The organism is Streptococcus suis (genome assembly GCF_046032515.1).
GTDB lineage: Bacteria > Bacillota > Bacilli > Lactobacillales > Streptococcaceae > Streptococcus > Streptococcus suis_AL.
Map to the genome: position 1 here is coordinate 1 of NZ_JARQPJ010000019.1, position 13,802 is coordinate 13,802.

Sequence of the window (13,802 nt, forward strand, 5' to 3'; positions counted from 1 at the left end):
CTCCCATTCCTGGATAATCAATTTTTCCAAGTAATCAGATGCTGACCTCGCTCTATTGTGAACTACTAGGTCTTCTAGCTTGCTGTGACGTACGTCATGGTGTAGCGAAAAGACAAAACGCCCTTTTCTATCATAGCTATCAGGTGCTTTTCGATTAGCTCCTGCACGTGGAGCTGGCGTTCGTTCTTTTGGTGGTTCTTTCTCAAAGCTTTCTTTTAATTGAGCAAAACGATTATTTGGCATTATGCAACTTCTCCTTCCAGTACTCTTAAGATATTTTGATAGACATACTCTATATTATCATAAAATTTTTGGTGTGCTTGTTTTTGTTTGTCTGTCATTTGTTCACGCTGCTCAAACACACTCTGGTTAATGACCAAGCTCTTAGCGACCAACTCTTTCTTCTGAATAGAACCCAGGTACGCCTCATCTTCTTGAATAACATCCAAGAATTGGTTACAAGTATCTGTTACATTGTTTCCGTAATACTCGATTTTATTGCCAATAATATAAGGCTCTGCTTTGACATAACTCTTCTTGGTGATAACCTCAATTGCCTCACTCTTAATCCGATCTACAAACCTTTTGAGAGCAAGCCAGGCACGAAAACCATTCGTTGAAGCATCAGTTACTCCTAAGACGATATCAGAAACAGCAATAAAGTTAGCTGTCACAAGACTTTCGTCATTGTGGGTATCGATCAAGATAATATCAAACTGTTCTGCTAGCTCATCGTAATGCTCACTAAACCACATGAACAGCTGAAGGTATTTATTATTTCTACTGGATAGGTCTAATTGTTCATCCGTTAAGCGTTCATCCCCACGAATGAGACTAAGATTATCGTTGATGCGACAAATTTCATACTCGCCAGATGTAAAAATATCATAGATAGTCTTCTCACTGGTTACGTCGAAGGAATGCGTTAAATTACATTCTCTTGCGCCATCAATCAACAGGGTCCGTTTATTTTTAATACGTGACAACCAATCACCCTGGTTGTAGGTCTGGCTGCTTTTTCCACCGCCACCCTTGTCTAGGTTTGTTGTTTGAATTTTCATGAAGAGACTCCCTTATCTTTGATATTGTTATATAAAAAGTTATATAACTTTTTATATACTTATTTTACAACATACAACTCCTTTTGTCAACAAAATATGCACAAATTGTTATATAACTTTTTGTCATATTGTTATGCATTCTATTGTTTAATTAACCAAAAGTTCCACCAATGTTTCCACCAACATAATTCTTCAGCTGAATCTGATTGACGGTAGTGTTGAAGTTTCCAACAAAGTAACAATTATCTTCCCCAGCCTTAGTCAATACAATAAGGAATTGGACAACGTCCTCGCTTTCTGACTTTGTCACTTCCAACCGAGAGGCTTGGTAGCTGTATTCATTTACCAGGAGCGCCATCGTCAAAGTTTGAACCATAGCATCCTGACTCATTGACAGATGATTCTCTATCGTTCCTTTTACTTCAGTCAGGTGACTGGCTTGACCGATCATCTGAATGGCTTCTTCAAATGCTTGGGCTACCTGTTCTTTCTCCTCCTCACTGCTTTCTGTATACGGGTGCTCTAATTTCAATTTGGCAGTTCTATAGTTCTTTTCATCCGCAGTTTCTGGGACTAGTTCTGACTCAGTTTCAGCCTCTGACGGGCTAGTTTGCTCACTTCTTGGTTCTTCCTGAAGCTTGCTGCTCGTGAAGTTCTTGGAGGCTGCTACTCCTGAGAAAATAAGCATTAATCCAACAACGATTACATATACCCAATTTTCTTTCATCCATTCTTTCATTGATTTATCCTTCTACTTTCCTAGCTTTGGTTCTTTACCATCTGGGTAGGCAAAGGTAGTGATCGCTGCCTTTTGCTGTTCTGGACTCCATACACGGTAGTTCCAGGTATAAGGCTTCTTGAAATAATCCCAACCTGATAGCACTGTATTTTGTTCTACAATCAAGATTGAACCATCTTCAAACACATGGCAGACAATCCCTGTGTGGCCATATCCTCCGCCTCCAGTCTGCGTAGAGAAGATAGCTCCTTTTTTAGGTGTTGTTGTAACAGTATTTCCAAAGATGTTAGCCCAAGCTGCAGCCTGGTCTTTCCCGTTTCCAATAACAGATCCTGAATGATCCCAGAGGTGATTACCCATGCTGATAGTTAGGTTGACACATTGACCTGCAAAAGAATCACTACCTGGGTTAAACCATCCCGTAGAGCTTGCGTATGCCATACCGAGACTTTTCGGGTCAATAATATACTGCTTCAAACTCTCTGGAATATTATCTGGACTATAGCCCCAGGCAGTTGCATCTGCTGGAACCTTCCCTGTCCCATCAGTAGCGACAGCTGAAGAAGAGTCACTACAATCTTTGCTTGTACTTGTTAAAGTATCTGACGGACTACTATCACCAGAACTAGCAGCAGCCTTGTATGGCTTGTCTCCATGAGCACTGATAGCCTCTTTATCCAACCACTGGTACTTTTTACCAAGGGTGTTATACATATCTATCAGCTTGGTCTTATAAGTGGTATCTGTAGCCCATCCACCATCAGCAATGGCACTTAAAGTAGCAATGCCGTCTGTATTATTGATCGCTCCAGTATAGAGAGTCTGATGGGCCATAAACTCTGCCTTACCGACGATCCCTGCTGCATAACTTGAAAACCAGGTATAAGCTCCACCTGTTCCATCTCCAACATTGGCTCCAGGCTTAGTACCCGATAGGTCCACACTATCTTCGCCATAGGTGGCAATTGTAACTGGAAAGTCGCTCTTCGTAGAGGTTTTTACCCCTCCCATATTGTGAGCTTGCCAGAAAGAAGTGCCGTTAGGATTAGAGAAATTGAATCCATTTTCAATCATCGTTTGAGTAATGGAGGCAGATGGCAAAAAACCACCTGCCTTCCAGGAGAGGATATAAGCCTCCTTGTGCTCCTTAACAAATGAATCGATGGAACCGTCACCTGAATATACAGAAGACTGCGTAGAGGTCGATGTTACTATTTCCGTTGAACAATTTTCTTGTGTCCCACCAATAGCAGCACCTAAAACCCCTACTAATATCGTTACGCCTATGCTGATTAGAAAAAGGAATGAAATCAGTGGAACCAGTATTTTTAAGAAAACAACTTTTTTCACGTCACCCTACTTTCTACCACAAGCCTAGAATAGTTTTTATGACAGCATAGAACATTAGAAAGACAATGAATCCGATGCCTAACTTCTTCAGACTTTTTAGAAACTCTCGATCACGGGCTTCTTGAGCAGCCAAACGTTCAGGGTCAGATTCTCCTTCAGAGGCAAAATATTCTCTAATTTCTTGGTTTCTAATTCTACGGACCGTAAAATAGTTATTGATAGCTTGTTTTCGTCTTGCAATTGGGCCAAGTTTGTATTGTCTCTTATTTGACATACCCTCATCCTTTCTACTGAATGCCACCATAACGTTGAATTTCTGGTGTCAATAATTGTTGGTTGAAGACTAAGTTCCCAACTCCTGCAATGTTCATAAAGAGCTGGCCCTTAGCTAATCGAGGTAGTGTTTCCAACTCAGATTGGTTCATAGACCCTGCTAGAGCATTAGCAAGCAGAGGGATGCTCGTCTCATCTGTTTGTGCAAACACACGATACTGCATCAATCCAAAGATACGCTGGACTGCTGTCACGTAGGGATCCTTATGAGTACCGATTCCTGATTCAAAAAGGATACCTCTCAGTGAGTTCACTGACAACACTACACCTGCAAAGTTCTCTCCCATAGAATCAATCATATCAGCTAGCAATTCCACACTGCTTTCATACTTGGGATTAATCAAGGTTTGAGCTTCACTGATATTCACAATATAATGCTCCATATCCATTTCCGTCAGACTTGGATTAGCCTTGATGAGCTGCTTACAGCGTTTACCATTATTGACAATATCAGCTGATACCAAAGATAGAACCGAAAAGATCTGAGCATTGAGCAAATGCGGTGTCCCCTTCAATCCTGAAAAGTCAAAGGTGACTACTTGCTCCGAAGAAATGTCCTGAAATTCTGTTGTACCTTCAAACATCTCAGCATTTGTTGTTAGCAGTTCATTGAAGGTCTTATGAATACGATTGACTGATTTAATTTCTATTTCATCAGGGTTACTTTGGCTCATCAGACTACGCTTATAGTCCTCTGCATACAAAATAAAATCAGATAGGATAGGATATTCTTCGTTTACCAAGTCCGTAGCCTTCAGTCTCTCTGGATTCAGCTTAGGATTACGGGCCCACAAGCCTTCTTCAATGTAAAATTCATTAAGCATATCGCCAAAAGTCGTCAGATCATCACCTGTTACTTCACTATTAAGTAGCTTGAAAATGCTCTTGAGTTTTTGAATATGAAGATTATAGGATTTCTTCTTATCAACTTCTGTCCCTGCCTCGTTGGTAACTGTTGGAAACACCTGAAAAATGTTAATGCGGTTGGCTTCACCTGATAAATCAAGTATGATGCCATGTTGCTGCCTTGTTTGATCTAGGAATGTTCCATTGGCATCAAAATTACGAATATAGTTTCCTTTGGAATAGAGGCCGTCTGTATGCTTCAGAAGGAAGGAGCGTTGTCCCATCTTCGGATTCCCTGAAATAATCATAAACGAGCGAGTCCGACGTTCATCCCGTTCTAGGAAATTGAAGTTTACAGCTCCCTTGGTCGGTGTCCATCCCATATAGACACCCCTTTGGTCTTCTAGCTTGGTATGGTTAAAGAAGTATCCACCTGCCAAATCACGTGCTCTAATCGGAATACCTCTTCTATGATTAGGCAAATCTATTTGATATTGTGCTGGTATGAATGGTGCATGGTACTCAAAATCCAATTCACCTGAGAGAATTGTTGATTTGAAGTTAGAAGTCTTATCTTTAATGTCCTCTACTTTCTTAAAGAGACCTTCTTTAGTCGATGCTGAAGAATAATTCCGAACATACATACCAAGCATTGCAATATTCTTCTTGGAGATCTCTCTATCCAATTGAGTCAAATCTTTAATTTCATCCATTTCTCGCTGGTTATCAACGATCTTGCTGTTGCCTGTAATACGAGTTGACTTTTCCTCGATGGCATCTTTTATGTCTTCCTTCAGTTCCTTATTATTTGCACGGTAAAGCGATAGAAAAGAACGTGTTCCTGGAATCAGCATGAGGTCGGATAACCAAAAACGGTCCAAGTCTTCTGAGGGGTACTCATAAAAATGAAGCACTGTATGGTAGCCATCTCCACTTACCCAGGAACGGTCATCCTTTTTGAAATCAATATTTCCTTGTGGTTGAATCCGACTGAGAAAGGCCAGGTCATATCCCTGGGCTTTTAACTGTCTCTGTCTACGCTTTGATAGTTCTGGCATCTTATCCTTCCCTTCTTAAACCTTTTCATTCATGTTGTTATACTGCTTGATAATTTGTTCCTTCTTAACCCTAGTAATTTCACGTGGAACAAAATCGCCATTTCCATTCGTCTTGGCCTTACGAACCAGATCGTCTAGTTCTGTTGTAGTAGGTGCAAAGAGCCAGAGGATAAACTCTGTATTATAAATTTCTTGTTGAATGCTCTCCTCAACCTGAATTTCATTGATAAGCAATGTTTCACGATCCAATAGTTGCAAGTATCGGCGAGAGTCAGGAAGCAACTTCGCTTTTTCTTGCCGAACCTTGCTCAAATGGTGTCGAAGATCCATTATCTGAGTATCAGTGTTAGTTGGCAAAGTCGTGGTCTCGATCTGAATATCTGTGTTAAAGTTGGTTAGCCAGGTTTCAAAGTTATCAAGAGTACGTCTAATCTCGTTATAAGAGAGCGACCCCAAGTCTTTCCCTGGAATCTCCATCAGCTGAAGATAGCCATAATCAACCAATTGAATATAAGCTTGACGGTTATCAATGATTGATTTGACATCGAGCAGTTCCACACAGGAATGAAGGTCAAAATACTCTTGACCGCCTTTCTTCGTATCCTGTTTTCGTCCCAACGGACGTTTTTCAATTGGCTGTGTTTGTGCTTGCTTAATAGCCATTAGTGAACCTCCCTTCTTTGATAATTAAGGCTAATATAACGTTTCCTTCGTCTTCTGAAAAAGAGAAGCATACTATGCCAATTTTTCTTTCCACCATTTGTTGGTAGAACCAAGTAAAGGCACATCAGAGGTGTTAAGAGAATAAAAGCAAGCAACTGTGGCCACTGGCCAGTTGGAAATATCTTCGTCCCAACAGATACCGCAGCAACCGCTGAACCTCCTACAAAGACTATATCAGCCATAAAGAGCCCTATAATTTTTACTTTGGCATAGATGTCACGTGGAACACCGTATTTTTCATCCATATATCTAATTCCTTTCTCTTAATACTTCCATCATAAGAGATAATGACATTTCCTGCGTTAAGAGGACAAACTGCCTAGCTGACAATCACGATATTTGTTATATAAAAAGTTATATATCTTTATGCATAAAAAGAGCCTCAAAGCTGAGACTCTTTAACCATATTGAAAAATTCTTCTTCTGACAAAATGATGATTGACTGGCCTTCTGCTATTCTAGACATAGCAGCCTCATATTTCTTGGAACGTTTATCAGGATCAAAGAGATTTAATTGCTTATGACCAGCAATAAGAATATCTGTTTGAGCCGAAATGTAATTCTGAACAACCGCCCCTCTACGCTCCAGAAAGGCAATCACATCTTGCCTGGTCATTGGGCGTAAACTCCCTGTGATCACAATAACCTTACCCGCAACATCAAACATTGATTTACTCCTCATTTTCATCAATCTCTGCACCGCTGATATGCGATTGACCTTGCATGTATTGACCTGCTTGCTGCATTTGGTGCTTCATGTAGTTCATTTGCTGCATCGATTGATCGAGACTACGTCTAGGAGGGGTTGAACCGCCAGTTGGTCGAGAGTCGTTGTGGGGATTATTTGGAAGTGGGCTATTTTCAATTGGATGAGTGCTTTTTTCAGATGAAGAAGCTGGGTCTTTAATTCCACCAGAGGAGTTACCAGATATTCCTGAGGGAGTTCCAGTTGGGTCACTGATGCCTCCAAAGGCTTCACCAGTTGGCTCTGTAGGCGGTGCCGTTGGATCTATAATACCTCCACCACTTGGACCGCTGTCGGTGTTGTCAGACACTTCTGCTGACTGTATGTTTGGATCGGTAATACCTCCGTCATTCGGACTACTATCGCCCTTGTCAACCGCCTGGGATTCATAAGGAGCTTCAGGAGATAGTCCTTCACCACCGTACTGACCTGAAGGATTTAAAGTATACTCCCCATTATCATTAAAACCTGGTCGTGGCGGAACCGCATCATTATTCAAACCTTTGTAGACAGCATCATGAGCAGCTTGTTCTTTTTTACCTAAATTGTCCGCTATAGCACCTGTAAAGTCTTTCGCCTTACCTACTGCTTCTTTGCCCATCACATCAGCCAGGTCTACCATGTTGCTGACACCACCTTTAGCTGCATTCCAAGCTCCTTGATCCCTAGCAGCGTTGAAAGCTCCTCGAATACCGCCACCTGTCGTTGCTAGACTATTTCCAAGGACTTTGCTTCCTGATACAACTGCACCTGGGGCTTTCTTAGCCATATCAAGACCAAAACCACCCAGTGCCATAGCACCGCTACCAACTGCACCTGCTCCAGTCGCAAAAGCATTTCCCATCATCATCGCACCTAGCAATTGCTGTGCAGTGTCACTATGTCCAGTAGAAACACCCAGCCAACGTTCGATCATGGTCACACCCTGCATGGCTGCCAGGAAAACGCCAATATATACCAAGGAGGCGGCTAGACACTGTTCCCACATGTTCAGTCCATCAAAGAAACCGCCTGAAAGTTTTGTTACTGCCGAAACCGACAAGGTTGGCAAATCTCGGAAGATTTCAAGAGTTACACGCATAATCACAACCTCAAAGAAGATGCCTGCCAGTGCGCCCCCGATTGTACGTAAAAGCTCTTTATACTTCTTAGAGTTGGACAAGGAAGAGTACCCTTGGATTGGTGAAATCATGGCTTCCACTACAATATCGAAGACCGACTTAACAAACTTGATTGACATAGAAATCAACAAAACAATCAGGATAATGTACTGCATGAACATCCCTATCCAGTTGACCTTGTACCGCATATAGACTGGCTCAAAGGCATTTAACTGACCGACAACACGGTGTTCAGTAATCGTCTCCACTCCTGTCTGACTAGCATTAAGTTTATGAAGAAATAATCCCTTTAATCCCTTTTGTTTGTCATCCATTTCATTCAACAGTTCAGAATTGGCGGCACCATAGGTAGCACCAAAATCAATTCGTGTTGGAAAATCGCTAGTATCTCGTTTACCAGGACTATCCGTAATATTATTTACGGGTGTTGAACCTTCTTTTGGCGGCTTAATGTAGCCATAATCATCTAGAGGAAAAAGCTCCGTTGAAAAGTCATTGTCGATCAACACCTTGAGATCTACGATATTGTTCTTCATAGGCTGGATCGCCAAGGATGAATAATGCTTACTCCCATCTGTGCCTTCACTAGAAATCGTCTGGATATTCATCGCATCTTGGGCCATGACAGATGAAATAGTCGTCAAGGCTAGAGGAAGAACGGCCGTCACCATTGTGACTAGGAGGAAATTGGTAATCACCCCTTTATACTTGACTGGCTTTGTAAAGACTCCAGTTATCGCCGAAACAACCAGAATTAGGCTAAAGAGGCTTGTTCCTACAACTTGAAACCAAAAATAGAACTGACCTATAACCGTGTTGCTATCTCCTAAGTAACCAAACAAACCAAAGAGCTTGAACATATTGTTAAAGACACGCTCAAGGCTAGCTGTAATGGAATACAGAGCTTTAGCAATTCCTCCTGGAATATAAGCTAAAAAGGATAAGAAGGCTGGAATTGATTCAAGATAGCTACTCCAGTATTTATAAAAGGAAGCAAGCTTTTCCGCATTATCCCCTGTAATATTTCCATTTATCGATCCATTAATATCTAAAAATCCTGTTTCTAGATCGTTGACCAAATCGGAAAAAGTATCATAATTCAATTAAAGGCACCTACTTTCTATATCAGCTACCTTCATCATAAGAGATAATGAGGATCCCTGCGTTAAGGGGACAAGTTACGGGAGGTATCAAAAAAAGCCTCAAATTTGAGACTTTTCTTTATTTAGCTTTGCCTGAGAAATCATAGTAGCCAAAACTGCGTGGCTCTCGTCCTAAGTAAAAAATACGAATAGATTCTCCGCCGTCTGACAGTGCAATTTGATAAGCTCCCTCAGAATCTTTTAAAGTTGGATTTTTTTCACGACTAACAATTATTGTAAAATTATCAGTCCCCTCTAGTTCATTTGATAGTTCGTCAATTACACGCTGTGTGTCCGACGGTATATCTTCTTCAGAGACGACAGAAAAGTATTTCATGTCTCCGTAGCTATTCGTTATTGAATTATCTTTTTTATCAAAGGTTAATATATCATCCCCAGCTCTAAACGGATATCCACCGCCTGACTCCTCAGAATAACCAACGTAGCTATCCTTTAATTCAGTTTTGACAATATCTTCAGTGGTTTTTTGACCACAAGCTACCAAAACAACTAGAGCGATGCCAAGTACAAATAGACTTAGATAACGTTTAAACTTCATAGTGAACTCTCCTTGATATTTCTTGGCTTCATTATAACAGAAATATTATGTTCACTCAATGGGTATATATTTTGTTATATAACTTTTTATTTACCTTGTTATATAACATCATCTACAAAGAAAATATCATCTTCGTCCTCATCATCGAAAACTTCAGCAATTACAGCTTGAGTTAATTCAACTGGAGAGGTGAAACGGGCCTGACTAAATGGTTTATTCTCCTGCCTTCTCGTAGCCAATTTAGGTGTTTCTCCATTGGTCCTCATACGGTCCGTCAGAGCTATCCGCCAATCAATAATCTTACCAAAGGTACTTTGGGCCCCTACTGCAATATCCTGCAAGTCAAGCTCTCTATGGCCACTTTCTACAGGAATATCAGCCAAGGTCATCGAATGATCAAACTCTTCTTGAAGGAACATATAGCGATACGGTAGACTGGTTTTCTCGTGTAGGAAAATTGGGTCCGTTGTTATCTTGCGACCTACATTGTCACGGCCCTTAACTCCACGTAAGATAACCGCTTCTCCTTCTTGTAGCTTGGCTAACTGTGTAGGCGTTAGAAGTTCCTGTTTTGGATTTTCAATGGCTACATTTGGATTAGCCTCATCTAGGATATTGCTTGACCGTCTCCGACGTGTGATGGTCCGAGTACCGAGGTCCTTACTAATGGAAGTGTTCGTAGTATTAGACGTTGATTTGATATAAACTGTGAGCGAACAGTTCTCCTTAATGGTTTCAGCAGTATTCTCACCGTACTTGTCAGTTAGCTGCTTGAGGTTCTGAATCCAGAGATAGTATAAGATATTTTGACCAAGACCGATTGAAATCTTGGTGTCCATATGAGGAATGGCTGGAATATTGGTGAACTCGTCTAGAATATGGAGGATGCGATTAACACATTTACGACCATTCGACAGGGCCAGCTCATAATTGGCATTAAACAGCTGATCCAGGAACAGAGATACAATACTGTTGTATTCTGTTCGGTTTGGCGGTGTGACCAGGTAAATCACTTTTGGATTATCTGAATACACAAATTCAATATCCTCTTCCTGGAGAAGACTGTCTGCTTGCTTATCTAGGATGGAGACTTTGATATAATCCAATATTGGTTTCTTCGTATACTCGTCCAGAGCAACTACCTTACCAAGTTTCTTATAAACTTTTTCAGCTGAAAATTGGAGGGTGCTATCACGAATAATAGAGTCACCATTGTTCTCCTGATCAAAATCGATCGTTACTACAAACTTATCAGGAAGTTTTGGCTCAATCACATAGGTTAGATAGCCCTCTCCATCGATAAGAGCCGTAGCTGCGTTTACGTGAACAACTTGTCTAGTTGATTTGCCCCAAGCTGTTTGACTGATAATCGTAACCTTGGCCGTCTTGTGGGCGTATTCGTTACGCATAGCGACATTAGAGCTTGATCGGAACTTAATCGACAGGCGACGTGGGAAACCAACCGATTCCAAGTCAATAGAATTTTTAGACGTGAGCTTGGCAATATTGTCTTGTAAGAAGAGGTTGATTCCAGACATCATACTGGAGAAGACGTTCCCCTTGGTCTCTTCAGAGGCAAAATCTGAGGACCTGAAGTTCAAGTCTGCCATATCTCTAAACTTAGAAAACTGTTCCTGGTTAATCTTACGTAAGTTATCAAAGTAAACTGTTATTTTTGATTTCTTCTTAACTGGCTGATCACGGTCTGGATTCTCAACGATTTCTCCAAAGTCATTAACAAATACTTCTTCTGAACCCAAATCAGTTAGAAACTTGGCAATGTTACGAACAGTGACCGTGTCCCAAGCATCCGTTTCTCCATTCTTAAAGGTTTCATTAGCACGATCAATTAAAGCCATAGCAATCGCATTGAAGAGGGAAATAGACGTATCTTCCCAGTATTTTGCGTTACCATTGCCAACACCTGGTTTTGTTTTACGATAGATTGCTTCAGCGACTGCATTTACCCTTGTCTGAGTCATTTCATAGTAGCCCTTCTTTGCAGCTGCAATTGCTAGAGCTAGAGGGTTATAAGACATTGACCAGTCCATATTCTGGAAAGATAGGACATTGACATCATAACCACGTCGACGCATGGTTTTGTAAGAGGATTGATAATGCTCACCTTTCGGATCAGCCAAGACCATAGACGGCTGTATCTCAGCCCGACTATTAATATCAATTGTTGTCGTGATATGGCCCTCACCTTTACCTGAACGAGTCATACCAATACCCAGCATGTTTGTTGTGCTGTCTTCTATATAGTAGTCTCCTGAAGGTTTGGAATAGATCCCTAGTATTCTTTCTGCGTTCGTCAGATAACGGCTAAACGTCCGATTTTGCCAGAGCATTTGAGAACCTAGAGTTAGTCCTGATAGGCTCTTCCTTGTTTCGTGGAGAACAGGAACCCCTCCTTCACCTGGATAGGTTTCTGTCTTGTTTGGGACCTTCTTATATTGTTGGTGGATTTCCTTGACTGTCGCAAAGCGATCATCACCTTCTTCATTGTGGTTATAGTCTCGATACTGCTCAAAGTTTACCCAAGCTGATCGCCAAGCTATCACCAAACTAACCAGAAAGATAGGCACTGCCAGAATTGGAGCAATCACAAATACCCTAGCATTGAATAGGTTTTGAATTAACAAGCTATCGATGTCAAAGCTAGCTACTAGGCTACTATCTCGCAAACTCATGACCGAGAAATAAAGAAAACGAATTGCTGCCCTTAATACAGTCACAAAATAGTTTGTGATAATAAAGGCTATGAAGCTAAACCCTATCCCCATAAGCACAAAGCTACGAACATTTTTGAAATATAGCAGAGGCTTCATTTCTTTGTCGAAACGCTTCCTGTCTGGTTGAATAAAGGGCAGTTTGTAGATGAGCCGAAAAAGAATATTCCCCAGGAGCAGGAACAAGAATGAGGGAACAATTGTTGCATATCGTTTAAAATATCGCCAGGCTTTCTTCCCTATTTCTTTTCCAGCTGAGCCCCAGTCAACCTCACGTCGATGTCTCCAGGGATGTGGCAGCGCTTCCTTTTTGTCCATGAAGTATTGTTTTATGATATCTTTATCATCTATAAAGCCTTTCATCACCTGAAGAAAGTCATGCAATGACTTCCTGATAGTCCTAACCCCCTGGTAACAAAGATAGCTGACAAAACTGACTACGAGTATTGCATTAAAGGGATTAATCTTCGCAAGCTGGACCAGAGTGTAATAAATCGCTTCTAGCCAACTAAACACGTTGCTCACCTCGCATATCTTCTAAAAAGCGTTTGATTTTCTCACCATAAAGCGTAGAGAAAAGGAAAATTTTGAATTTCTGCTGAGAGGAAGCTAGCTGGTAACGCTCCAGATAGGAGCTAACACCTGCTTCGATGCCCAATTGAACAGTATATAGATGGCATGTTCTACCTTGCTTCAGAAAATTTTCTATTTGAAGTGAATCAGCCATCAGATCATCTGATTGATATTCTACTTGTTGCTTCATCATAAGCAACCATCCTTTCTTATATTTTTGCACACTCTTAGTCTAAGGGATATTAGCCTTTTCTGCGTTAAGGGGACAAGTAGAAACTATATATAAAAAGTTATATAACTTTTTATATATAAACAGCGGCTTCAGGACCCTGATTAAAACAAAAATAGCACGTGAGTGGTTTATCTCACATGCTACTTTGTTAGTTTAGAAGGGTTCTCCTGAATCAAATGGTTCTGGATAGTCAGTAGGCGGTGGCGGTGGAACCTGCATTCCCTGTCTACGTCTGTTGGCTGCATCCTTAGTCTCCAGAAAAGTGATCCCTCGATTCTGGTCTGGGGAAATATATTGATAGTATCGACGTTGGCCTTGACTATCTTGATAAGCCCGTTGGATAATTTCTCCCTTTACCAGGATAGGAGAACCTTTTACAAGACTTTGAGCCATCACTTCAGCTTGTTTGCCATATATCTGAACATGGAAATAACTTGGTATTGGTTTTCCTTGTTCATCTTGTAGACTTGAATCACAAACAAACTCGAATTTGAAGCTGGCATTTCCTTTAGAAGTTCTACCGACAGCATCATCTGGAATGCTCGCTACTCTTCCGTCAGCAATAAAAGTTTGCATCTCTTCTCCTCC

The 13,802-nt window shown here is 41.1% G+C and carries 14 protein-coding genes; all 14 read right to left on the reverse strand.

Translation table 11 applies throughout. The features are described 5' to 3' along the window. A partial coding sequence (locus P7J49_RS08725) for a hypothetical protein (protein WP_408570454.1) occupies window positions 1-243 on the reverse strand: 243 nt, incomplete at its 3' end. Continuing rightward, window positions 243-1,061, reverse strand: a complete 819-nt coding sequence (locus tag P7J49_RS08730; protein ID WP_029997235.1) for a ParA family protein — start codon at window positions 1,059-1,061, stop codon at window positions 243-245. The genes P7J49_RS08730 and P7J49_RS08725, both read right to left, overlap by 1 nt. 151 nt (window positions 1,062-1,212) lie before the next feature. Further along, the gene (locus tag P7J49_RS08735; RefSeq protein WP_408570455.1) at window positions 1,213-1,800 is read right to left on the reverse strand and encodes a hypothetical protein; all 588 of its coding nucleotides are present in this window, start codon (window positions 1,798-1,800) and stop codon (window positions 1,213-1,215) included. A gap of 12 nt (window positions 1,801-1,812) precedes the next feature. Then, window positions 1,813-3,150 carry a CHAP domain-containing protein gene (locus P7J49_RS08740; RefSeq protein WP_408570456.1) on the reverse strand — a complete coding sequence of 446 codons (1,338 nt, stop codon included), beginning with the start codon at window positions 3,148-3,150 and terminating at the stop codon, window positions 1,813-1,815. 13 nt (window positions 3,151-3,163) lie between these two features. Continuing rightward, window positions 3,164-3,424 (reverse strand): hypothetical protein, encoded by a 261-nt coding sequence (locus tag P7J49_RS08745; RefSeq protein ID WP_029175399.1) that lies wholly within the window; start codon window positions 3,422-3,424, stop codon window positions 3,164-3,166. Between the two features lie 13 nt (window positions 3,425-3,437). Beyond that, a complete protein-coding gene (locus P7J49_RS08750) occupies window positions 3,438-5,387 on the reverse strand; it encodes a virulence factor (RefSeq protein WP_104930931.1) in 1,950 nt (649 codons plus the stop codon). A gap of 15 nt (window positions 5,388-5,402) precedes the next feature. Next, the gene (locus P7J49_RS08755; RefSeq protein ID WP_024389282.1) at window positions 5,403-6,050 is read right to left on the reverse strand and encodes a hypothetical protein; all 648 of its coding nucleotides are present in this window, start codon (window positions 6,048-6,050) and stop codon (window positions 5,403-5,405) included. Further along, entirely contained in the window at window positions 6,050-6,355 is a 306-nt protein-coding gene (locus P7J49_RS08760; RefSeq protein WP_104930932.1) for a hypothetical protein, read from the reverse strand. Before P7J49_RS08760 ends, P7J49_RS08755 begins: the two co-directional genes overlap by 1 nt. A gap of 137 nt (window positions 6,356-6,492) precedes the next feature. Beyond that, complete coding sequence (locus P7J49_RS08765; protein ID WP_024389280.1) at window positions 6,493-6,777, reverse strand: BRCT domain-containing protein; 285 nt, start codon at window positions 6,775-6,777, stop codon at window positions 6,493-6,495. Window positions 6,778-6,781: 4 nt separating this feature from the next. Further along, complete coding sequence (locus P7J49_RS08770; RefSeq protein ID WP_408570457.1) at window positions 6,782-9,079, reverse strand: pLS20_p028 family conjugation system transmembrane protein; 2,298 nt, start codon at window positions 9,077-9,079, stop codon at window positions 6,782-6,784. Between the two features lie 118 nt (window positions 9,080-9,197). Next, the gene (locus P7J49_RS08775) at window positions 9,198-9,677 is read right to left on the reverse strand and encodes a hypothetical protein (RefSeq protein WP_408570458.1); all 480 of its coding nucleotides are present in this window, start codon (window positions 9,675-9,677) and stop codon (window positions 9,198-9,200) included. A 98-nt stretch (window positions 9,678-9,775) separates the two neighbouring features. After that, the gene (locus tag P7J49_RS08780; protein WP_408570459.1) at window positions 9,776-12,925 is read right to left on the reverse strand and encodes a VirD4-like conjugal transfer protein, CD1115 family; all 3,150 of its coding nucleotides are present in this window, start codon (window positions 12,923-12,925) and stop codon (window positions 9,776-9,778) included. Further along, window positions 12,918-13,175: a hypothetical protein gene (locus P7J49_RS08785; RefSeq protein WP_024389276.1), complete on the reverse strand. Its 258-nt coding sequence runs from the start codon at window positions 13,173-13,175 to the stop codon at window positions 12,918-12,920. The genes P7J49_RS08780 and P7J49_RS08785 overlap by 8 nt, the downstream gene beginning before the upstream one ends. 192 nt (window positions 13,176-13,367) lie before the next feature. Then, on the reverse strand, window positions 13,368-13,790 hold the full coding sequence (locus tag P7J49_RS08790) for a single-stranded DNA-binding protein (protein WP_408570460.1): 423 nt from the start codon (window positions 13,788-13,790) through the stop codon (window positions 13,368-13,370). Window positions 13,791-13,802: the final 12 nt, after the last annotated feature.

What these genes read in the sequence shown, in the direction of transcription:
- P7J49_RS08730 (WP_029997235.1), bottom strand. Translation starts at nt 1,061, where the DNA reads ATGAAAATTCAAACAACAAACCTAGACAAGGGTGGCGGTGGAAAAAGC.
- P7J49_RS08775 (WP_408570458.1), bottom strand. Translation starts at nt 9,677, where the DNA reads ATGAAGTTTAAACGTTATCTAAGTCTATTTGTACTTGGCATCGCTCTA.
- P7J49_RS08790 (WP_408570460.1), bottom strand. Translation starts at nt 13,790, where the DNA reads ATGCAAACTTTTATTGCTGACGGAAGAGTAGCGAGCATTCCAGATGAT.
- P7J49_RS08785 (WP_024389276.1), bottom strand. Translation starts at nt 13,175, where the DNA reads ATGATGAAGCAACAAGTAGAATATCAATCAGATGATCTGATGGCTGAT.
- P7J49_RS08735 (WP_408570455.1), bottom strand. Translation starts at nt 1,800, where the DNA reads ATGAAAGAATGGATGAAAGAAAATTGGGTATATGTAATCGTTGTTGGA.
- P7J49_RS08750 (WP_104930931.1), bottom strand. Translation starts at nt 5,387, where the DNA reads ATGCCAGAACTATCAAAGCGTAGACAGAGACAGTTAAAAGCCCAGGGA.
- P7J49_RS08755 (WP_024389282.1), bottom strand. Translation starts at nt 6,050, where the DNA reads ATGGCTATTAAGCAAGCACAAACACAGCCAATTGAAAAACGTCCGTTG.
- P7J49_RS08745 (WP_029175399.1), bottom strand. Translation starts at nt 3,424, where the DNA reads ATGTCAAATAAGAGACAATACAAACTTGGCCCAATTGCAAGACGAAAA.
- P7J49_RS08765 (WP_024389280.1), bottom strand. Translation starts at nt 6,777, where the DNA reads ATGTTTGATGTTGCGGGTAAGGTTATTGTGATCACAGGGAGTTTACGC.
- P7J49_RS08760 (WP_104930932.1), bottom strand. Translation starts at nt 6,355, where the DNA reads ATGGATGAAAAATACGGTGTTCCACGTGACATCTATGCCAAAGTAAAA.